Consider the following 21,109-nt stretch of genomic DNA (forward strand, 5'->3'; position numbering starts at 1 on the left):
TAAAGCTATTATCCCACCATTGTGCATGCACCGGTGGGATATGACTTTTAACACTGTAATTTATAAAATTCCGTATTCCTTCATAGCTTTCTTAAGACCTTCTTTATGTTCATCTGAACATTCTGTTAAAGGTGCTCTCATAGGACCTGCCTTGTAGCCTAAAATGCTCATTGCAGCCTTAACAGGAATTGGGTTAACTTCGCTAAATAATGCACCAATTAAATCAATTGCTTCTAACTGCATCTTTGTTGCCTTTGCAATGTCACCATCCATAAATGACTGAACTGTATCATGAACCTGCTTTGGTGCAACGTTAGACCATACTGAAATAACACCCTTACCACCTAATGATAAGATAGGTAATACCTGATCATCATTTCCTGAATAAATATCAATGCATCCGTCAGCTAAAGCTGCTAACTTAGCAACCTGTGAAATATTACCTGATGCTTCCTTAATTGCAACTACGTTCTTAACTTCCTTTGCAATCTTAACAGCTGTTTCAGGAAGGATGTTTGTACCTGTTCTTGAAGGAACATTGTACATAATAATAGGAATATTTACAGCATCTGAAATAGCCTTGTAATATTCATATAAACCTGCCTGAGTTGCTTTATTATAATAAGGTGTTACACAAAGTAATCCGTCAACACCGATTTCTTCTGCTTTCTTAGATAAATTAATTGATTCTCTTGTACAGTTAGAACCTGTTCCTGCAATAACAGGAATTCTTCCTGCTACCTTTTCTACACAATATTTGATAGTTGCAAGATGTTCATCATCATCCATAGTTGATGCTTCACCTGTTGTACCACATACGATAATTGCATCTGTATGTCCTGCAATCTGATCTTCAATAATCTTTCCAAATTCTTCAAAGTTAATTGATCCATCTTCATTAAATGGTGTAATAATTGCTACACCTGCGCCTGTAAAAATTGACATTTACAAAACCTCCTAAATTATATGTATTTCATTAAACTTTAGTATGCTATTTTAAGCCTGTGTGGTATTTTGAATTTCCATTAACCGGAGCATATTTTGTAACTTTTTACAAAACAAAAGGAGCTTTCATAGCTCCTTATAAGTACCGCACCGAATGCTTATAAGTAGCTCTCCATCAATGTGATTGTCGATAATGGCTCTCCATCAAATGATGACAGTCATACGGCTCTTAACCGTATGCCCAGGATAAATCTTCCGGTGGATTCTCCTTCGGCGCTACATCCTTTCCAACATAATCATCTGCCTCCGGGGCATCTTATAATGTACTGATAGGTAGCGCAACCTCTACTATTATTTAACTAAAGTAATAATATCATTCATAGGCTTTAGTGTCAACACGCCTTTATATATTTTATTCTGAAATGCCATAAATGATACTATGTATTAATATTTTAACTAAGTTAATCAATGCCTGATTATTTGTAATAATTTTCTTATTTAACATCTAATATGTCTGATTATTTTACCGTAATATAATACTTCTTTATTACATCTTCCTTCGGATTAGCTTTAGCCTTAACAGGATTGTTTCTATCATATCCTTTAGGCATTCCTAATTTCTGATATAAATATCCTAAATCAGTGATTTTGCCTTCATAATGATTAAGCAAACCTGAACCGCCGTTTTTGTAATCCGTTGGACTAAACGAGAACCACGCGTAACGTTCCACATAATCTCTTTTATCAAGTCCGGCAATAACTTTTTTCATATATCGCATTACTACTTTTCTCTGGAATTTAGTTTTACCCGGATCTCCACTAATGGCAAATTCAGTAATCCAAATAGGCTTATGGTACATTTCCCATGTTTCATCAACAAGGTCGAGAAATGCCTGTGCCCCTTCATCTGCATACCAGTTCCAATAATGATGTATTGGTATAAAATCCACATCCATGTTCTGTTCTTTCATCTTCTTCATAAAAGGCACAAACCAATTATCTGACCATGGCGGACACAAAGATGTTGCAGGTGCTCCAACACGTATTCCTTTATTCTGAAAAGCTTTCATTCCCTTAACTGCCGTATCAACATCCAAGTTTGCCTGATCCTCTCTGTCAGGCTCGTTGAAAGCTAACACTGACTTATACCCCATCTTTGGAAATACTGCAATCTGGTCTTTATCTCCCGGAAATGACGACCACATCATAGGTACAAATTCCATCTCCTGAAATGAGTCATAACTAAAAGGTGTCATGTCCCAATTATAATACCAAGATGTACCCCAATCTGTTGCTGTTACATTCATAGACATATCTTTATTAAGACAAAAGCCTTTCTTATTTACAAAGAAAGTGTAAATATCAGAATAAACAACTGATCCATACTGCATATCAGCTTCCACATATATTTCATGGGATTGTATCTTCGTTGTGTAATATTCAAAAGATGTAGTCTTTGAATCTGTTTCTGCCACTTTTTCATTATCTATATATAACTTATAGCCTTCAACCTTTCCCATATTCTTGGCTGATTTCCATTCAATTGTTATATATCCTGCTGCTTTAAGTGAACCTGATGTCGGTGTAATGAAGGCATCACTTTTCCACTTATCCTTTTCTTTTACAATCTTCTCTGCTGCAGAGATTCTGGCTTTCTGCTCTCTTTTTGCAGCCTCTACATTTTGATGCTTTATTATTGCAACAATACACGCTGCAAGAACAGTGGCTCCCAAAATCAATATTAATATAATTTGAAATATTCCTTTTAATGATATTCTTTTATTTTTAGAAGTCATAATCTATCCTCTCTACATTTGCTAATGACACAATTTCAGATTTTTATTTTAATGTCACATACGTAAATAATATCAAAAAGAAGAGGCTATTAAAACCCCTTCTTTTAATATGCTGCCATTTTAGGCTACTTAATCTAATTACTTTTTAACTGTAATTGATTTTACTTTGCTGTAAGAACCATATAACTTCTTGTTTCCATTTATTACATAAGCTCTTACTTTAAAGTAATATTTAGTCTTCTTATCTAATTTCTTAACTGTATATGTATTCTTCTTTGAATTCTTCTGCCAGTATCCGTTAAACTTCTTGTTATCAGAATATTTAATCTGGTATCCCTTAACTTTCTTGATTTTCTTAATAGATACTTTAACTTTTCTGCCTTTTACATTTTTAAGTTTAGAAATCTTTGCTCTTGCAGGCTTATTAACCTGTGGCTGAGTATTGTTGTTATTATTGCTACTATTGTTTGAGCCATTGTCTGATGAAGGCTGATACTTATTAACTGCACTTCCCTGAGCTGCAAGCTCTGTTGGGTTACCGTTATTTACATAAATATTGCCTAAATCTGTAAGCTTACCTGTTGAATTAGTCCATAATGCTGATGCACCGTTACTATTGTCTGTAGTGTTAAATGAGAACCATGAATATCTTTCAACATAACTTCTCTTATTTAAACCTTCAATAGCTGTTTTTAGGAATGCTTCAACCTGTTTTCTATTTGAAGCATTGCTATACCCCCAACCACTTACTGCAAACTCAGTAATCCAAATAGGTTTATGATACATATTATAAGTTGCGTCTACCACTTCTTTAAGGAATGTATTTGCTCCTGCTGCACCACCATATGTTCCGTAATAGCAATGTAATGGAATAAAATCAATAGTACTCTTGTCAACCAAATCACTATCCATAAATGTTCTAAACCACGTTCCGCTATTCCATGCCGGACAAAGAGCCGGTGCCGGTGCTCCTAAGTAGTCACTTTTTCCTGTTAATTTTGCCCAATGAGAAGCTGCTACATTAACATTAATATTACTGCCACCAACATCACCTTTCATATCTGGCTCATTGTACCCAAGTAAATATTTGTAATTTTTCTTAGCAATTGCATCTAACTGAGACTCACTACCTGTTCCCCAAATCATAGGAACAAACTCAATTTGCTTATATGTTGTGTAAGAAAATGGTGTGGTTCCCCAAGTATAATACCATCCCATATTCATAGCTACAGGATCAAGTCTTCTACCCATATCATTATTAACTGCTAAACCTTTCTTAGAAACACCAAACTTAACTGTTTTAGTATATTCCTTACTACCATTTGACAGTACAGCTTCAATCCATGTTGTATGATATTTCACACTTGTTGTGTAATAATCATATCTGTTTGTATTAGTTGAAGTTACATAATTTCCGTCAATGTATATATTATATTTTGAAACAGTTCCACTAGTAGGATTATTCCAATCAATGTAAACATGACCTGCCCCAACAATACTTTCATTTGTAGGACTTGTTATCTGAAATTCTGTAGCTGCCTTGACGCTTTCAGTGAATGTACCTGTTACATTCACTGAAAATGCCATAGCTACTACCAAAACTAAAATTGTTATTTTTTTTAATACCTTCATATTTATGTCCTCTTCTATCTAGTCTTAACTTTAACTTTATCTTTGCTGCTCCATGCGCAATATAATCTCTTTCCATCAAGAGTCTTATATGCTCTTACACGTACATAATATTTAATTCTCTTAAGCTTTTTCTTCTTAATCTGTTTTTTCTGTTTCTTTGTGAACTTAATCTTAATTGTTCCGTTTAATTTCTTAACATATTTGCTCTTTGAGCCTTTCATGTTCTTCTTAACACCATACTGTACCTGGTATCCTGCTGCTTTTGAAACAGCTTTAATCTGATACTTGAAAGCTTTCTTTTTAGCTTTTGCACTATATAATGTTGTTGGCATGGCTAATGCACAAGCTGCTGGTGATGTATTAGTTGAAATGTAAGAACTTACACCATACGTTTTTGCATTATATCCTAAAGGATTTCCAATCTGTGCATAAATCTTTCCTAATGTTGTTAATTCACCAGTCTTGTAATTAAAGATACTTGATGAGCTTGCTGCATCTTCTTCTATATTTGGACAGAACCATGAATATCTTTCAACATAGCTTCTTTCATTAAGACCTTTAATAACGATCTTCATAAATTCCTGTACTTTTGCACATCCTGCTGCATCGTTAATGCTGAATTTCCAGAAAGCAAATTCTGTAATCCAGATTGGCTTATGATAAGTTTCCCAGCATTCATCAATTGCCTGAAGGTACTGAAGTGCTGACTTAGCTCCATCATAGCTTTTCTGGTATGAATGAACTGCTATAAATGACATAGCATTCTTCTTGTCTGCTGCCATTGAGTTCCAGAATGGTGTCCACCAATCGTTTGACCATGTAGGGAAAACTGAAACTGCTGGTGAACCAAGTCTTACATTACCTTTGTTATTTACACAGTCATTCCATCTATACTGCATAACATCAGGTCTTACATTTGATTCCCATGTTAAATCAGGTTCATTATAAGCTAATAAATACTTATAACCTTTGCTCTTAACATTATCAAAAATCTCGCTTGTTTCTGTCATGCTGTCGCCCCAAATCATTGGTACAAATTCCAAATCATCAAACTTCTTGTTTGAGAAGTTCATATCTTTAAATGACTTCCAATCCCAGTTGTAATACCAACCAACATTCATTGAGGCTGGATCTACTGCTGTACCCATATCTTTAGTGTTTACACAAACACCTTTCTTTGTTACATAAAAACGTCTGTTAGCTGTCTGAACGTTTGAACCGTTCTTTAATGTTGCAACTACATATACATTATGTTCACTTACCTGTGTTGTATAGAACTCTGTACTCATAGTCTTGTCTGATGAAGGTGATACTGTTACTTTTAAATCACCATCAACATAAACTTTATACTGTGATACGTCTGTTAATGTGTTATCCCATTTAACATCAATGTATCCTGCGCCAATTAACTTGTCCTGTTTAGGACTTACAATGCCATTAGCCTTCCAATTGTCTGTTGCTGTATCAGCTTTTACTGTAGTAGGTCCGCTTATTGCAATACCTGTTGCAAACATTGCCAATGCCAAAACAATTGAAGTGATTCTTTTAAATCCTTTCATATTGTAATCTCCTTCCTATAAAAAGTACCCTCTTTGTTATATATATTTTACAATTTATATTTGATAATAAATTGTTTGTTTTTAATTTTATTATTTTCTTTTTAAAAGAAAATAAAAGGGCGAAAAATACTGCATACACCATACAATATCTTTTCACCCTTTCACCTGCTCTAAGATTAATATTATGTTATCTAAAAATTAATTACTTTATGAATACTTTCTTCTTAGCTGAGAACTTACCGTATACCTTCTGTCCTGTAGAATCTTTTGCAAAAGCTCTAACCTGAACATATGTGAACTTTCTTGATTTAAGTTTCTTAATAGTATACTTAACCTTAGTAGTTGTCTTAGTCTTAGCACCCTTCATGTTCTTCTTTGCAGAATACTTAATCTGGTAACCTGCTGCATTCTTAACCTTCTTATATCTAACTGTTGCTTTCTTCTTAGCACCTTTAACCTTAATTGATGGTTTTCCAGGCTTAGCTGTCTTATTAAATACAGCAACAAGTTCTAAATCACTGTTAACTGCTGAACCAAAGTTGTACATAGCACCTGTAGCTTTGTTCTTGAATCCTGCTAATGTGTAGCCTTTCTTTGAAAAGCTTGCTGGTGTAACCTGGCTTCCTGCATTAACATACTTAGCCTGTGACTGGCTTCCGTCAGTAAACTTAACTGTATACTGATCACCTGCAATAACCTTTAAATCCTTAACATAAACTGTTCCCTTCATGTTAACTTCTTCTGGGAATGTTTTGATGAATGCACCTAAAGCGAACTTAAGTCCCATAACATCTCCGCCAAATGCCTTTCTTGTATCTGGAATCTTAACTGTAGCTGTTACTGTCTTATAATCATCACCATTCTTTACTGTGATATAACCACCACTAGTAGCACCTGAAACTGATGTGAAGTTTACACTTGGTTCACCCTTAGATTTCTGATCATATGCTTTGAATAAGATATGTTTTGAATCTATTGTCTTTTCTTCCTTTGTTTCTTCGTTTGTAACAGTACCCTTTAATGTACTTTTAATCTTGAAAGAAATTGTATAATTACGACCTAATTCAACCGGAATGTCACTAACTGTCATTGTTAATCCCCATGGATTATCTCCAACTAAAGCGCTTGTGAACTTGTTGTACTCTCCATCCCATCCTGTGTTCTTAACAAACATTTCCATATTAGATGTTGATATTTTACCATTCTGATCTGTAAGCCATCCTTCTGTTACGAAATCTTTTCCGGCAACCTGTCCATTAGGATATTTGTCTGTTCTGATATTTTCTAATGCTTTCTTCCAAACTCCACCATCTTCTTCTGTTAAGATAGAAAATGAACTAACCTTAGCATTTGTTGCAACATCTGCTCCATTAGAAGCATGTGCTGCTGAAACAACTCCTGTCATTCCAACAACCATTGTTAATGACATTGCTACTGCTGTAGCTTTCTTTAAAATACTCTTTCTCACTTTAAGTCCTCCCGACTAACATAAACTCTTCTTATTGTTACAGTTACCCAATGCATACGCATTGGGTAACCTAATAGTTTATAAATTTTATGTATTATTTTTTAATTTTAACTTTTACAGTCTTGCTCCAAGCACCTGTTTTGAATCCTGTTGCTTTAGCACGAACTTTAATCTTGTATGTCTTGCCCTTCTTTAACTTCTTAACTGTTAAAGTAGCTTTCTTTGCTGTATAAGTTTTATTTCCAACCTTAACTTCGTACTTCTTAGCGTTTGCTACTTTTCTCCAAGTAACCTTAACTGTTTTAGCCTTGTTATTCTTAGCCTTAACTTTAGCTACTCTTGCAAGTTTTTTAGCTGCTGGCTGTGCTGGCTGTGCTGGCTGTGCTGGCTGTGCTGGCTGTGATGGCTGTGATGGCTGTGATGGCTGTGATGGCTTTGTTGGCTGTGTTGGCTGTGTTGGCTTAGGTGGTTCTACTATAAAATCTGGATTCTGACCCTTATCTGTAATAGTGAAATCACTTACACTAACAGTTCCTTTCCAACACTTTTCTACTTCTGTAATAATGTTTGAAACATCTGCGCCAGCGAAATCTGCCTGTGCATCAAATGCACCTAACATCAATGTTGTTTTAAGTGTGCTAGCAGATACCCAGTTTGTAAATGTAAATGTAAATGTCTTATCCTTTGTTCCTAATGTAATAATCTGATTTGAAGCATCATTTGCAAATTCAACTGGAGCCTGATCATATGGTGCCAAGTCTTTTGTTTCAGTTCCAAATGCAACATAAGCATGTTTTTTCTTATCTGCATGAGCCTTAAATGAAACTGTATAAATATGTCCCGGTGTCATAGATGTCTGATTTATCGCCTGAATTGACCATGGATTAATTCTGTCTGTTGGAAAACCTGTATTAACCTTCCACTGGCAATCCCAACCATTATTGTTGATTACCATATCAAAACCTGTTGCTGACTTTGTTGCTGACTTTTCCTGATTAACACTTTCTTCTCCTTTTGTTAACCAGCCATCAATTTTTTCACCAGTTCCGTTCATTGTAACTGAACCAATGTATCCTTCATTGCCTTCTTCAGTTGGACTGTACTGTCCTCCCTGAACAAATGACCAATTTGAAAGTGCAACTGCTGTATCAGCAGCCTTTACACTACTTGAAACACCAACGCCAATAGCCAATGATGCTACAAGTGTTGTTGCTGTAATTCCAGCTAAAACTTTGTTGAAAACTTTTCTCATTTTCAATTCCTCCTTAATTTTTAATTGTTTTAAATATTGCTTGAAATTCATCCCATTTCAATTGTTTTGATTATATCATAAACGTTTTTATTCTACAACACTTAAATGTTTATTTTTGCCAATAAAAAAAGTTTTATCATAATTTCTATGTGTATTTTCACTTATAAACAAATACTTCTATGCTATTGTAAAAGATTTTACTTGTGTAATTTATTTAAAAAAAATAAATATCAAAAAAATATTTCTACATATATTATATATTATTTTGTTTTTAAAAGGAACAGCCTTATAACTGTTCCTCTTTTACTATTTGCGTATAACTATTTTTTTAACATTTGACCATTTGCCGATTCCCGCACTATTAATTGCTCTAATTCTAAAATAGTATTTTTTCTTTTTTGACAATCTGTTTATTTTTATATTTGGCTTTGTTGTTTTCTTTGTTTTAACACCTTTCCTAAACTTCTTATTTAAAGAATACTGTATCTGATATTTTGTCTTTCCGCTTACTTTTTTCCATGTTAGTTTCACTGTTTTCTTTTTCACATTTCTAGCTGAAATTATTTTAACCTTATCGGGTTTATTTATTTTTTTACCTGTGGTCTGATTATTTTTTCCGGTAGTTGGTGAAACTGATGTTGGATTGTTTGTTGTTTCTGTAATTTTTTCTGTAGTCTCTGGTGTTGTCTGTGGAACATACACATACATTTCGTTATCAGATATAGTTTCTGCATTGTAACCTTCAGGGTTACCTAAATTGCAATAGATTCTTCCTAGATTTGTATACAAACCTGTTGCATATTCAAACATAGCTGTTCCGCCTGATCCGTTATATATATCTATATCATTTGTACTGTCTATGTCATATGGGAACCAACAATATCTTTCTACATAAGGTACTTTGTCAAGTCCTTCAACTAATTTTGTCACGTATTCTTCTACCTGCTTACGTCTTTCTTCATTCTCATAACTAAAATCTGTGTATGTTCCCTTTACACCAAATAAAGACATTTCAGTAATCCATATTGGTTTATGATATGTATTCCATAGTCTTTCCACAGCATCAAACAATCCTTGAGGATTTATTTGATTTCTGTAGTAATGAAGAACTACAGCATCTACATCTTCTCCAATTCCTTCTGACCATTTTTTTGTAGCATCATCTTCATAATCCTTATATAATCCCCACTCTCCCTTTGGTGTCTTACATATGTAATCACCGTTCATAAATCTTTTCAGCCACATAGAATCACCACCCGGTGCTGCAGGTGCCGGTGATACTTTTCTTAATTTAAGTGGTGATATATATTGTTTCCACACACTTACTGCATCAAAAAACATTGGTATATTTGCCTGTTTTTCAATATCAGGTTCATTAAATCCCAATATATAATTGGATGTTGTTTTTAAATTTTCCATATTTTCTTTATTGTCGTCACCAATTCCCCACATCATAGGAATATGTGCAACATTGGCATCTACATTGTTGTTAAATGATTCTGTTGACCAATTGTAGTACCATGAACAATTTAACTTACTTAATGTGATTTTATCACTCATGTCACCGCCAAGTGCAAGTCCTTTTTTTGAAACATAAAATGTTCTTGGTTCTGATGTTATAGTCTGACCATCCTTTTTTGCCTCTACAGTAATTTCATGTTTGCTAACTGTATTGGTGTAGACTTCTGTCTTTCCTTCATCACTTGATGTAAAAGACTTTGTTTTTGATACAGCTGAAACTTTTTCTCCCAGTTCAGATCTTACTATACTATTTCCATCCCAGTATACAGGTTGTCCATCAAGGTATACTGAGTATGTATATCCTTCCATGGAATTGTCAAATTCAACATCAATATAACCTGCTCCAATCAACTTTCCTTCTGCAGGCGTTTTCACAGCGTTTGCTTTCCATTCATCTTCCCGTGTAACAGCACTGACATTTTTTGTGATTCCAAGACCACTTACTACTAATGTTAATGAAAGTACTGTAGCCACAAATGACTTAAGCATTTTTTTCATGTTCATTCTCTCCTTCTTTAATTATAATCTTTTATTCAATATTACGACATGGAAGTATAAAAGTCAAAGTCTTTTAGATGTTTTGCCCAAATATTTGTATCGATTTTATTTTTCCATAAGTATGTATTCATAGTAGAACATTTTTATGTAATAAAAATGTTGAAGCAATATTCTATCACATAAAAACAATGCTGTAGCACCACTTAGGTTACTACAGCATTATTTTTAATCGTCAATATATTCAAGTTTGCTTACAGAAACTTCGTAAGCAACATGCTTTTCGCTTTCCTCTTCGTTTATTTTTTTCACATACTCGCGACTCTGTACTCTTCCCCAGATTTGAATATGACCACCCACTTCAAAAGTTGATGCATATCTTGCATTTCGTCCCCATGCAATACAAGGTATGTAATCTGACTTGCCATAAGGTCGATTAACTGCAACTAATAAATCTGCTATCTCTCTTCCAAGAGGTGTTTTTCTATAAATAGGTGCTTTGCAGATATAACCATCTAAGAATATCTGATTAGTTTTGCCTGATTCAAGGTTTTCTTCTACTTCTTCCCATTCCCTTACAAAAATCGATAGAACTAACTTGTTTTTTGTTCCTTCATGACGATTATAAGATCTGAACTGACCTGATACTTCAACAAGCCTTCCCTGATAGTCTTCGCTAACATCAACAAGTCTTTCTGACACCATTAACGGAATTACATCTGTTAATTCACTTAATCTGTCCACCGACACGTCAACTGTGTAGAAACCTTCGCCAAAAACTTCATGACTGAATTTAAACTCAGAAACTATCTCTCCTATAATACTTACTCTGTTGTTTTCAATAACTTTGTCAATCATTGTATTTCCCCCTTTACCATACTTTGGTTTATTATTTTTTTATCATTACTATTATATGTAAAAAAATACCAAATATGTAAAAAATCGTTCGACTTATAACGACTTTCTACTTAGAAACGTTTTTTGATTGATTAAAAGAAACCCCTCATATCAAAGGATATGAGGGATAACAAAATTATTCTTTATTATTTAACCTTAACAGCTTTCTTATTGCTCCAATCGCCGTAAGCTTTCTTACCTTTGTTGTAAGCTCTAACTCTTACATAATATTTTTTACCTTTTTTAAGTTTTGAAATTGTGTAAGTAGCCTTTTTTGTTGTTTTGCTCTTAGCTGACTTCATGTTGCTCTTTAATGAGTACTGAATCTGATATCCTGCTGCTCCTGAAACTTTCTTATATTTAACTTTAACTTTGCCCTTTTTAGCAGCCTTAACACTCTTTAAGCTAACCTTAGCCGGCTTAGCAGCTCCTAAATAGAAATTAGTAAGTTTAACTGTTGTTGAGAATGTTGGATCAACATCTGTAAGCTGTGAAAGAGCACCCTTTGTTGATGTGAATACACCATATCTGATTGCTGCATCCTTATCTGTGTCAACGCCCTGTCTATCACCAAATTCTCCACCAATACCGAAGTATACTGATTTAGCATTAGCCTTAGCTGTAAATGTTGTTGAATACTTAGTTGTGCTACCTTTCTTTAATTGAACCCAATCTGAGAAAGCTAATGTTTCATCTGTTGAAACCTTAATGTATACCCACTTATCACATGTTGATGACTGTGCATCAAATGAAAGTTTATACTGCTGTCCCTTCTTAACACTGATTCCGTTCTTATAAACCTGAGCACCCCAAGCTCCACCGTATCCGATAGATGCCATCTGTGCTGTCCAAGCCTTATCTGTGTTAGATGTTAAAGTTCCTTCAGCTCCTTCAGACCATCCTTGTGAGCCTCCGAAATAGCTACCCCAGTTTGCAGCAAAACACTGTGTTCCCATAGTAAATACGAGAGAAAGTGCTAAAGCAGATGCTGCAATCTTCTTTGTCAATCTTCTCATGACTGTTCCTCCTTAAAAAATTAATCTGCTGAGAACATAATAATTTCAATCACTGTTCCCGCCACTTTTTTAGATTAGATTAACATTAATCCGTTCTAAACACCTTTCGTAATGCTATTCTATAACATTTATAGGGGTTCCTGCAACCCATTTTTGCAAATTTTTTGAAACAATTTTAATAAGTCGTGTTCTAGCCTCGATTGGAGCCCACGCAATATGTGGTGTAATAATAATGTTCTTAGCCTTAAGTAATACATTATCCTTTTCCATAGGTTCTTTTGAAACTACGTCTACTGCTGCATGAGCAATAATGTCATTGTTAAGTGCCCAAGCCAAAGCTTCTTCATCTACTACGTTTCCTCGTGATGTGTTAATGAATAAGGCATCTTTTTTCATTTTCTTAAAAAACTCTTTATTGCACATATATTTTGAATCTTCATTAAGAGGACAGTGCATTGTTACAATATCTGAATTAGCAAGAATATCATCAATTGATGCATATTCTAATATTCTAAAGTTAGGATCTTTCTTTTCCTGACTTCTACTATATGCCATAACCTTCATTCCAAAAACTCTTGCTACGTCGGCAACTTTTCTTCCGATTGATCCATAACCGATAACCCCAATAGTCTTCCCCTGTAATTCTCTCATGGCAAAGAATGGAGAAAATGTTTCAGCATTAACCCAACCTTCATTCTTAACGAATGTATTATACTTGTCTACTGTGTTATATTCATGCAAAATAAATGCAAATACATGCTGGGCAACTGCTTCTGTTGAATAATCGCCTGCATTACATACAGTTATGCCATAAGCTCTTGTATAATCAATGTCAATATTGTTATATCCTGTTGCGAATAATCCGATATATTTTAAATTAGGTGCCTTGCTTAACTTGTCTGCGTTCAAAACTGTCTTGTTACACAAAACAACTTCTGCATCTTTAATTCTTTCCCCTACTTCTTCATCAGTGCTTGACTGATATATCGTTACATTCCCATACTGGTTAAACACTGAAAAATCAATGTCGTTATCTAATGTTAGTGTGTTGGCATCTAAAATAACTATATTCATATGTCCATCCTCCTTATATCCCTTTTATTTTGTTAATTTTTTAACAAAATAATATAAAAAAAGAATTTCTTTCCACTTTTGAATTTTTGTAAAAAGATTCTATATTATATAAAAAGCTGCGCATCAGCGCAGCTTTTTATCAGCTTACTATGCATTAAACACGCTTTGAATATTCTCCTGTACGTGTATCAATAACAATTGTTTCACCCTGTTCAACAAACAATGGAACATATACTGTTGCTCCTGTTTCAACAACTGCAGGCTTAGTAGCATTAGTTGCTGTGTTACCCTTAAATCCAGGTTCTGTTTCTGTAATCTGAAGTTCAACTGTAATAGGTGGTTCAATTGCAAAAATATCACCCTTACATGAACAAATCTTAACTGTTTCATTCTCTTTTACAAACTTAAGTGAATCGCCTACCTTTTCAGCACTTACTGCTATCTGGTCATATGTCTCACCATCCATAAAGTAGTATAAATCACCATCGTTATATAAATACTGCATATCCTTTCTATCGATATGTGCATTTTCGAATTTTTCTGTTGGTCTGAATGTTGTTTCTACAACACCACCACTCTTGATATCTTTTAATTTTGTTCTAACGAACGCTGCGCCTTTTCCCGGTTTAACATGCTGGAATTCAATAATCTGACAAATCTTTCCATCATATTCAATAGTAATACCATTCTTGAAATCGCCTGCTGTTACCATAATTATTCCTCCTAAAGTTCGTCTGTGACTAAGTCACGCTAAAAAATATTATAAATTATATTTATATTTATTTCAACCACTTTTTATTCTACACTAAAATGACCTGTTTTTTCAAGTTCTTTAAGTATGTAATAACAAGTTTCTACTCTGTCTCCCTTATCAACATTAACCTGTATGTCCGCAACTGAATTATATCTTGGTTCTCTCTGATTCATTAATTCAGTAATGTGTCTTACACTCATGTCATTATTTAAAATAGGTCTGTGTGTATGGTCTTTTACTCTTTCAAATACTGTTTCAGGTGTAGCCTTAAGCTGTACAATAACACTTCCAGTATTTAGTATTTCCACATTTTCATCTCTTAAAACAGCTCCTCCGCCGCAGGAAATAATTGTTTCTTTTTCTTCCTGTAAATCTCTTAAAGCCTGAGTTTCCAAATCTCTAAAATATTGCTCGCCATTTTCTGCAAAAATATCTTTTATTGCCATGCCTTCTTTTTCAACAATATACTGATCCACATCTACTTCCTTAAAACCTGTTATTCTTGATAAGGCATTGGATATTGTTGTTTTTCCTGTTCCCATAAAACCTATTAAAGCCACGTTGCAATCTATCTTTCCACTTTCTGAAGCTTTCAAAAGGAATCTAACCATTTCACATGGTGGCTGTCCCGGTGCAGATGCATTAACTCCTGCCCCAAATGTAACGACTGATTCTGTCATTCTTGTACAAATTCTTGTTACCGCTCCAAGCTCTCCCATTGACATTGTTATAATCGGCGCATTTAATTCTTTATTAGCTTTCTTTGAAGCATTTATTAATGTTTTAACATCAACTTTTTCTTTAGGCATTACTGCAATCTTGCAAATATCTGCCCCTGCTTCTTCCATTGTTTTCAATACATTGAATATATCTTTTTCTGATGGTGTGCCCTCAAAATGATGATTAGAACCAATAACCTTAACTCCGGTGCTTTTAATATCTAAAAGCAACTTGCCAATGTCCTTCTGGTCTTTATTTTCATATAACTCCACATCAATCATTGCCACATTGTATTTCTCAGATATTTCTGAAACATACTTGCAAAGTCTGCAATAATCATCAACATCAATACTCTTTTCTCCACCTTCATTTGATGTTCTATATGTATAAATAATTGGGATGTTTTTTAGATTATCATTGATAGCCTTAAGACACTGTTCAAACTCAGTTTCGTCATTGTTCTTTACATCATAGAAGTCTGCTCTCCATTCCACAACGTCAGGATTCATATTAGCAATCTTCTCTGCCTGTTCTTTTATTTCTTCTAAATCAGTTCCTGTTATCGGAACGCAAATCTTAGTTTGCTTATCACTTAATGTGATTCCTCTACACTCTAAAGTCTTCATTGGTACAAAGTCCTCCCTTTTTCGCATATACAAAGTATAAATTAGCAAAAGTTCTAAGTCAACCTTAGGGCCTTGGCTAATTTGTTTTATTGAGAAATTTTTCCTTGTTATTTCAAAAAAATTTTGACCATATTATATTTGTGTTGTATTATTTAAACAGATATGATTACAGTAGGTTGTGAAAGTGAAAAACGAAACACAATCCGTATAATCTAAATGTCGACTTTTTTTACGTGTCGGCTTTATTTTTACATATTAGGAAAGGCGGATACAATTATGGGTTGTATATCAGAAATTACAGGACAGACTAGACTTACCGGACTTCTTGGAAGCCCTGTTTCACACAGCAAATCTCCTTTAATGCATAACGAGGCATATAGACTTTTAGGTCTTGATTACGTTTATTTATGTTTTGATGTACCTGAAAATAATCTTCAGGTTGCTTTTGAAGGTCTTAAGAAATTAAATGTTGCAGGTTTTAACTGCACTATGCCTGACAAAACATTAATGAGCAAATTAGTTGATGAATTATCACCTGCCGCAAAAATAATCGGCGCAGTTAACACTGTTGTAAATGATAATGGCAAATTCGTCGGTCACAACACTGACGGAACAGGCTATATCCGTTCACTTCAGGATTGCGGTCACAATATTGTTGGCAAAAAAATGACACTTTTAGGTTCAGGCGGTGCTGCTTCATCTATTTGTGTTCAGGCAGCTTTAGACGGTGCCCGTGAAATTGATGTTTTAAGCATAAAAGATAACTTCTGGAGCAAAGCAGAAAAACTTGTAAGCGACATCAACGACAACACAGACTGTAAAGTAAACTTAATTGAAATGAACGACGATTCAATTGGTGAATCAGTTTTTTCAAGCGATATTCTTACAAATGCCACACCAATCGGAATGGCACCAAATACAGACGGATGCCTAGTAAAGGATTCTTCAATCTTAAGACCTGAATTAATAGTTTCAGACATAATCTATAATCCTTTAGAAACAAAACTATACAAGATGGCAAAAGAAAAAGGCTGTTCAGTATTCAACGGATTATATATGTTACTCTACCAAGGTGCAGAAGCATTCTTTCTTTGGACAGGCAAGGAAATGCCTACTGAAGAAATCAAAGCAAAGTACTTTGATTAGTGCAATAAAAACTTACTAAAAGTTTTTCAAAAAAGAACAACCAGCTCAACGAAAACACGCTCCCGCTGCCCTCAGTTCATATTGGTACTAAGAATCTGTGACAGCTACACTGCCCCATCTTCTAAGGGCCTACGGCTTCAGAGTACTTTCTTTAGAGTTGGTTGTTCTTTTTTATATACTATTTCCAAGTTTTTACTGTGTTTTTTGAAGTTTCTTTCGCCATCTCCACAAAACAAATTTTTCCGGGATTCGTTTTAAGACTATCTGTATTTCTTCTTTTTTGTCTATTTTTTTGAGCATTACTGTTTGCACTCCTGCTCTATTAGCTCCCCATATGTCTGTGAAGATTTGATCGCCTAAAAATAGCGTGTTCTTAGGTGTTGTTCCCATAAGTTCCATTGCTTTCCTGTAGTTTTTTGTGCTTGGCTTATGAGCATCAAATATGTATTTTGACTTCACTGCATATGCAAATGGCTCAACTCTTGGCTCTTGATTATTTGATATAAGACATGTATCTATTCCTAATTTATGTATTTTGTCAAACAATGCCACTATTTCTTCCGTGGCAGGTGCTCCGTGAGGAACCAATGTGTTGTCTATGTCTGAGATTATTCCTCTGATTCCCTGTTTGTAATACATTTCAAAATCAATATCATAAACTGAATCCAGATACTCATTTGGGTAAAATCTTTCCAGCATTTTGTCTCCTTAAGTTTTATTTTAGTAATTTTTTCAATTCATCCATAAAGGTATTTACGTCCTTAAATTCCCTATATACAGATGCAAAACGCACATAGGCTACCTGATCAAGCTGTTTTAGTCTCTCCATTACAATCTCGCCAATAACCTGACTTGGAATTTCTTTCTTTTCCATGTTAAAAATAGTATTTTCAACATCTTCCACAGCCTGCACTATCTGGTCATATGATACCGGTCTTTTATGGCATGAGCGAAGTATTCCTGCCTCTATTTTTCCTCTGTCATATGGCTCTCTTATGTTTTCTTTTTTGATTACTATTAAAGGTATTGTTTCTACTTTTTCATATGTTGTAAAACGCTTGTTGCATTTCTCGCACTGACGTCTTCTTCTAATGGCATTGTTCTCTTCCGCCGGTCTTGAGTCTATAACTTTTGTATCATCTGTTCCACAATATGGACACTTCATTTCAATCCTCCGTACTTGTTAGTTCTTATAAGTTTTTACATATTTTCTTTTTAACTATTACATTCTTCTAACTAAAATGTTTTTACTACTAGATTATATGGAACTTTTATCCATAGGTCAAGAAATTTACACTTTTATTTTGTTTCTCACTTCTTTTTCATCAACTTTTACAAGAATTATGTCAGGTCCCACCTGAACAATACATTTAAATGGAATTACATATTCAAAATCACTGCACACAAGACCACACCATTTTCCCGGTCCCGGAACTATTATTGCTTCAATACAGCCTGTACAAATATCAAACTCTATGTCATCTGCACAACCTAATATTTTGCAGTTGCAAGTATTTATAACTTCTTTTTGTTTCAATTCTTCTATACGCATTATGATTGAACAATTTCACCCTTTTCTTTAGTATATACAGATTCTTATAATTGGTTCCTGATTTTATTACTCCATATATTTCTTCATTGCCTTCAGTGCGTTCTTTTCAAGTCTGCTAACCTGTGCCTGGCTTATGCCAATTTCATCTGCTATTTCCATTTGTGTTTTTCCATTAAAGAATCTCATATCTATTATTTTTCGTTCTCTTTCACTTAAACCTTTTAATGCCTCATTTAAAACTATATTCTCTACCCATTTTTCTTCTTTATTCTTTTTGTCACTTATCTGGTCCATTACATATAAGGTATCCCCACCCTGGTCGTATACAGGATCATATAAAGACACCGGGCTTTGGATTGCGTCAAGGGCATACACCACATCTTCAGGTTCCACTCCTATCTCTTTTGCAATTTCTACCACAGTAGGCTCCCTGTGAGTAGTTTTTATTATATTTTCTTTACAATATATTGCTTTGTAGGCAATGTCCTTTATGGAACGACTTACCCTGATTGCTGCATTATCTCTTAAATATCTTTTTAATTCGCCCGAAATCATCGGAACGGCATAAGTAGAAAATTTCACATTTAATGTATCGTCAAAATTGTCTACTGCCTTAATCAAACCTATGCAGCCTATCTGGAACAGGTCATCCACATTCTCATTGCTATTAGAAAATCTTTGCAAAATGCTTAAAACCAGTCTTAAATTTCCTCTTATATATTTTTCTCTCGCAACTTCATTTCCTTTCTTTATTTCTTTAAATAATTCCTTCTTCTCGTCCTCTGTTAACAAAGGTAATTTTGATGTATTTACTCCGCATATTTCTACTTTAAAAAGAGCCATATATTCCCCCGCAATTACAAATCTATAGATATTTATTTTTTATTAAAAACCCGATTATTTTCATTTTTAAAAATAATCCACTTTTCAAAAATCTAATAATTATATTTATATCTATCTTTTATAATTGCCTAAAATATGGCTCTTTATTCAAAAACTTCTATTCGAATTTTAAAATTTCTCTTTTCAAACGTTTTATTATTTTCTTTTCAAGTCGTGAAATATATGATTGAGATATACCTAGGGAGTCTGCAACTTCTTTTTGTGTCATTTCTTCCCCATCTTTGTTGTTTAACCCATAACGCATTTCAACTATGACTTTTTCCCTATGGTTTAGCTTTTCTATGGCTTTGTATAAAAGTTTCTTTTCCACTTCACTTTCAATCCCTTTAGAAATCACATCTTCGTCTGTTCCCAAAATATCTGAAAGCAGTAATTCATTGCCGTCCCAGTCCACATTTAAAGGCTCATCAATTGATACTTCAAGCTTTGTTTTGTTGTTTTTTCGTAAATACATTAATATTTCATTTTCAATACATCTTGAAGCATAAGTTGCAAGTTTTATGTTTTTGTCCGGCTTAAAAGTGTTTATTCCCTTAATCAAACCTATTGTACCTATGGAGATTAAATCTTCCACTCCAACTCCTGTATTGTCGAATTTCTTTGCTATGTACACTACAAGTCTTAGATTATGTTCAATAAGCATAGACTTGGCTTCCTCATCATTGTTTTCTATTAAATTCTTTATGCACTCTCCCTCTCTGTCCGTGCTAAGTGGTGCAGGAAGAATATCATTACCTCCTATATAATGTATTCCACCCTCCCTTTTTATAATCATTCCCTGCAAAAAGGAAAATTTCATTTCATTTGTTTTCATTTCACGATTAATTAACATACCTTACTCCCCTTTTAATATTTTAGGATGCAATATTAACTGATACCGGTTATTTCCACCAAAACTTCCTTTATGGATTCCTATTATGGGCTTTTCCACCGTTCTGCCATTTACAATCATATTGTCTGCCACAAAAGCCCTCATTAGTCCTCTCTCTTTTCCAACAGAATTATAAGGTACAAGCAAAATTTTATCCGGAATCTTTTTCAATTCTTCTGCCTGTATAACTGACACCGGTTTTCCTGTTATGGGTTCCGTAAGACTGTTCCCCGTGTCTGCCAGACCTATTACATTAATTCTGTTTCCATCAACCAATAATGTTACCTGATAAAGAGATGTAATTGATACATCTTTCTGACTTCTTTTAACCAAAACAACTAAAAATACTTCTATAAAAAACACAAGCAAAATAGTTTTTGTTACATTTATACCATCTACCCTGTTTTCACAGTAATATGCATTGACAGCACCGCTTAAAATAAAGGTAATTATGTATATAATAATCATGTTTCTTGTCATTGTAACTGCATTGTATTTTCCATATGCAATTAGCTCCATAACATAAACTATCACAACATAAGTTAAAACTATTTTTAACGGTTTTGTAAGGTCTTCCCCTATACCTTTTTGAAATATTCCTATACTTTTTTGATATATTTCCATGCCTTCCGTAATCATAACTATTGTTGCATATGTTGCCCCAATTATGGCCGATACAATGGTTCTATATATTTTTTTGTTGTTTTTTATAATTATTCCTGTCAAAAAAAGCACAAAAAAATCCATAAGGAAATTAAAGCTGAAATAAACATCTAAATAAATGTCTTGTTCCATTGCTTACTCCTTATGGATTTTATTATAGTTATTCTGTTATAAAAAGTCCGTCGAAGTATGTTTAGAATACTTCAAAATTGTTCGACA

19 protein-coding genes and 1 riboswitch are annotated in these 21,109 nt (G+C 34.0%); of the genes, 1 reads left to right on the forward strand and 18 read right to left on the reverse strand.

Features of this window, described 5'->3' with window-relative positions:
* Positions 1–60 precede the first annotated feature (60 nt).
* The 12 genes from dapA to aroD form a co-directional block, all read right to left on the reverse strand.
* Complete coding sequence (dapA, locus tag NQ558_RS09860) at positions 61–945, reverse strand: 4-hydroxy-tetrahydrodipicolinate synthase (RefSeq protein ID WP_005360818.1); 885 nt, start codon at positions 943–945, stop codon at positions 61–63.
* A gap of 157 nt (positions 946–1,102) precedes the next feature.
* Positions 1,103–1,301: riboswitch (Lysine riboswitch) on the reverse strand.
* A 162-nt stretch (positions 1,302–1,463) separates the two neighbouring features.
* The gene (locus tag NQ558_RS09865) at positions 1,464–2,741 is read right to left on the reverse strand and encodes a glycosyl hydrolase (RefSeq protein ID WP_005360817.1); all 1,278 of its coding nucleotides are present in this window, start codon (positions 2,739–2,741) and stop codon (positions 1,464–1,466) included.
* A gap of 138 nt (positions 2,742–2,879) precedes the next feature.
* Positions 2,880–4,373, reverse strand: a complete 1,494-nt coding sequence (locus NQ558_RS09870; protein ID WP_005360809.1) for a glycosyl hydrolase — start codon at positions 4,371–4,373, stop codon at positions 2,880–2,882.
* Between the two features lie 14 nt (positions 4,374–4,387).
* The gene (locus tag NQ558_RS09875; protein WP_005360807.1) at positions 4,388–5,932 is read right to left on the reverse strand and encodes a glycosyl hydrolase; all 1,545 of its coding nucleotides are present in this window, start codon (positions 5,930–5,932) and stop codon (positions 4,388–4,390) included.
* Positions 5,933–6,134: 202 nt separating this feature from the next.
* Positions 6,135–7,400 carry an InlB B-repeat-containing protein gene (locus NQ558_RS09880; RefSeq protein ID WP_040446397.1) on the reverse strand — a complete coding sequence of 422 codons (1,266 nt, stop codon included), beginning with the start codon at positions 7,398–7,400 and terminating at the stop codon, positions 6,135–6,137.
* Positions 7,401–7,494: 94 nt separating this feature from the next.
* Positions 7,495–8,652, reverse strand: a complete 1,158-nt coding sequence (locus tag NQ558_RS09885; protein WP_040446395.1) for a fibronectin type III domain-containing protein — start codon at positions 8,650–8,652, stop codon at positions 7,495–7,497.
* Between the two features lie 306 nt (positions 8,653–8,958).
* A complete protein-coding gene (locus NQ558_RS09890; protein WP_040446394.1) occupies positions 8,959–10,671 on the reverse strand; it encodes a glycosyl hydrolase in 1,713 nt (570 codons plus the stop codon).
* Positions 10,672–10,896: 225 nt separating this feature from the next.
* A complete protein-coding gene (locus NQ558_RS09895; protein WP_005360799.1) occupies positions 10,897–11,526 on the reverse strand; it encodes a single-stranded DNA-binding protein in 630 nt (209 codons plus the stop codon).
* A gap of 185 nt (positions 11,527–11,711) precedes the next feature.
* Positions 11,712–12,581: a fibronectin type III domain-containing protein gene (locus NQ558_RS09900; RefSeq protein ID WP_005360797.1), complete on the reverse strand. Its 870-nt coding sequence runs from the start codon at positions 12,579–12,581 to the stop codon at positions 11,712–11,714.
* 114 nt (positions 12,582–12,695) lie between these two features.
* Positions 12,696–13,655: a D-2-hydroxyacid dehydrogenase gene (locus NQ558_RS09905; RefSeq protein ID WP_005360791.1), complete on the reverse strand. Its 960-nt coding sequence runs from the start codon at positions 13,653–13,655 to the stop codon at positions 12,696–12,698.
* Positions 13,656–13,809: 154 nt separating this feature from the next.
* Positions 13,810–14,367 carry an elongation factor P gene (gene efp / locus NQ558_RS09910; RefSeq protein ID WP_005360790.1) on the reverse strand — a complete coding sequence of 186 codons (558 nt, stop codon included), beginning with the start codon at positions 14,365–14,367 and terminating at the stop codon, positions 13,810–13,812.
* A gap of 83 nt (positions 14,368–14,450) precedes the next feature.
* Positions 14,451–15,755 carry a type I 3-dehydroquinate dehydratase gene (gene aroD / locus NQ558_RS09915; RefSeq protein WP_198006733.1) on the reverse strand — a complete coding sequence of 435 codons (1,305 nt, stop codon included), beginning with the start codon at positions 15,753–15,755 and terminating at the stop codon, positions 14,451–14,453.
* Positions 15,756–16,031: 276 nt separating this feature from the next.
* Between aroD and NQ558_RS09920 the strand changes: the two genes are divergently transcribed.
* Positions 16,032–16,901 carry a shikimate dehydrogenase gene (locus NQ558_RS09920; protein ID WP_005360786.1) on the forward strand — a complete coding sequence of 290 codons (870 nt, stop codon included), beginning with the start codon at positions 16,032–16,034 and terminating at the stop codon, positions 16,899–16,901.
* Between the two features lie 192 nt (positions 16,902–17,093).
* On the opposite strand, the gene NQ558_RS09925 is transcribed toward NQ558_RS09920, so the two are convergent.
* From NQ558_RS09925 to NQ558_RS09950, 6 genes are all read right to left on the reverse strand, one after another.
* Positions 17,094–17,600 carry a YqeG family HAD IIIA-type phosphatase gene (locus NQ558_RS09925; RefSeq protein ID WP_005360784.1) on the reverse strand — a complete coding sequence of 169 codons (507 nt, stop codon included), beginning with the start codon at positions 17,598–17,600 and terminating at the stop codon, positions 17,094–17,096.
* Positions 17,601–17,616: 16 nt separating this feature from the next.
* Positions 17,617–18,066, reverse strand: coding sequence for a transcriptional regulator NrdR (gene nrdR, locus NQ558_RS09930; protein ID WP_005360782.1), 450 nt, complete (start codon positions 18,064–18,066; stop codon positions 17,617–17,619).
* A 126-nt stretch (positions 18,067–18,192) separates the two neighbouring features.
* Positions 18,193–18,453, reverse strand: a complete 261-nt coding sequence (locus NQ558_RS09935) for a PRC-barrel domain-containing protein (protein ID WP_005360778.1) — start codon at positions 18,451–18,453, stop codon at positions 18,193–18,195.
* A 66-nt stretch (positions 18,454–18,519) separates the two neighbouring features.
* Positions 18,520–19,296 (reverse strand): RNA polymerase sporulation sigma factor SigG, encoded by a 777-nt coding sequence (gene sigG / locus NQ558_RS09940; protein WP_005360776.1) that lies wholly within the window; start codon positions 19,294–19,296, stop codon positions 18,520–18,522.
* Between the two features lie 157 nt (positions 19,297–19,453).
* Entirely contained in the window at positions 19,454–20,155 is a 702-nt protein-coding gene (sigE, locus tag NQ558_RS09945) for an RNA polymerase sporulation sigma factor SigE (protein WP_412098421.1), read from the reverse strand.
* 36 nt (positions 20,156–20,191) lie between these two features.
* Positions 20,192–21,022, reverse strand: a complete 831-nt coding sequence (locus NQ558_RS09950; RefSeq protein WP_005360772.1) for a sigma-E processing peptidase SpoIIGA — start codon at positions 21,020–21,022, stop codon at positions 20,192–20,194.
* Between the last annotated feature and the right edge of the window lie 87 nt (positions 21,023–21,109).

Source organism: Eubacterium ventriosum (genome assembly GCF_025150745.1).
Classification (GTDB): Bacteria; Bacillota; Clostridia; order Lachnospirales; family Lachnospiraceae; genus Eubacterium_G; species Eubacterium_G ventriosum.

Bases quoted from the DNA above. Each gene is read 5' to 3' on its own strand.
- NQ558_RS09890 (WP_040446394.1), bottom strand. From the start codon at position 10,671: ATGAAAAAAATGCTTAAGTCATTTGTGGCTACAGTACTTTCATTAACA.
- NQ558_RS09920 (WP_005360786.1), top strand. From the start codon at position 16,032: ATGGGTTGTATATCAGAAATTACAGGACAGACTAGACTTACCGGACTT.
- NQ558_RS09935 (WP_005360778.1), bottom strand. From the start codon at position 18,453: ATGCGTATAGAAGAATTGAAACAAAAAGAAGTTATAAATACTTGCAAC.
- NQ558_RS09900 (WP_005360797.1), bottom strand. From the start codon at position 12,581: ATGAGAAGATTGACAAAGAAGATTGCAGCATCTGCTTTAGCACTTTCT.
- NQ558_RS09950 (WP_005360772.1), bottom strand. From the start codon at position 21,022: ATGGAACAAGACATTTATTTAGATGTTTATTTCAGCTTTAATTTCCTT.
- nrdR (WP_005360782.1), bottom strand. From the start codon at position 18,066: ATGAAGTGTCCATATTGTGGAACAGATGATACAAAAGTTATAGACTCA.
- sigE (WP_412098421.1), bottom strand. From the start codon at position 20,155: ATGAAATTTTCCTTTTTGCAGGGAATGATTATAAAAAGGGAGGGTGGA.
- NQ558_RS09925 (WP_005360784.1), bottom strand. From the start codon at position 17,600: ATGCTGGAAAGATTTTACCCAAATGAGTATCTGGATTCAGTTTATGAT.
- aroD (WP_198006733.1), bottom strand. From the start codon at position 15,755: ATGAAGACTTTAGAGTGTAGAGGAATCACATTAAGTGATAAGCAAACT.
- NQ558_RS09865 (WP_005360817.1), bottom strand. From the start codon at position 2,741: ATGACTTCTAAAAATAAAAGAATATCATTAAAAGGAATATTTCAAATT.
- NQ558_RS09875 (WP_005360807.1), bottom strand. From the start codon at position 5,932: ATGAAAGGATTTAAAAGAATCACTTCAATTGTTTTGGCATTGGCAATG.
- dapA (WP_005360818.1), bottom strand. From the start codon at position 945: ATGTCAATTTTTACAGGCGCAGGTGTAGCAATTATTACACCATTTAAT.
- efp (WP_005360790.1), bottom strand. From the start codon at position 14,367: ATGGTAACAGCAGGCGATTTCAAGAATGGTATTACTATTGAATATGAT.
- NQ558_RS09870 (WP_005360809.1), bottom strand. From the start codon at position 4,373: ATGAAGGTATTAAAAAAAATAACAATTTTAGTTTTGGTAGTAGCTATG.
- NQ558_RS09895 (WP_005360799.1), bottom strand. From the start codon at position 11,526: ATGATTGACAAAGTTATTGAAAACAACAGAGTAAGTATTATAGGAGAG.
- NQ558_RS09905 (WP_005360791.1), bottom strand. From the start codon at position 13,655: ATGAATATAGTTATTTTAGATGCCAACACACTAACATTAGATAACGAC.
- NQ558_RS09885 (WP_040446395.1), bottom strand. From the start codon at position 8,652: ATGAGAAAAGTTTTCAACAAAGTTTTAGCTGGAATTACAGCAACAACA.
- sigG (WP_005360776.1), bottom strand. From the start codon at position 19,296: ATGGCTCTTTTTAAAGTAGAAATATGCGGAGTAAATACATCAAAATTA.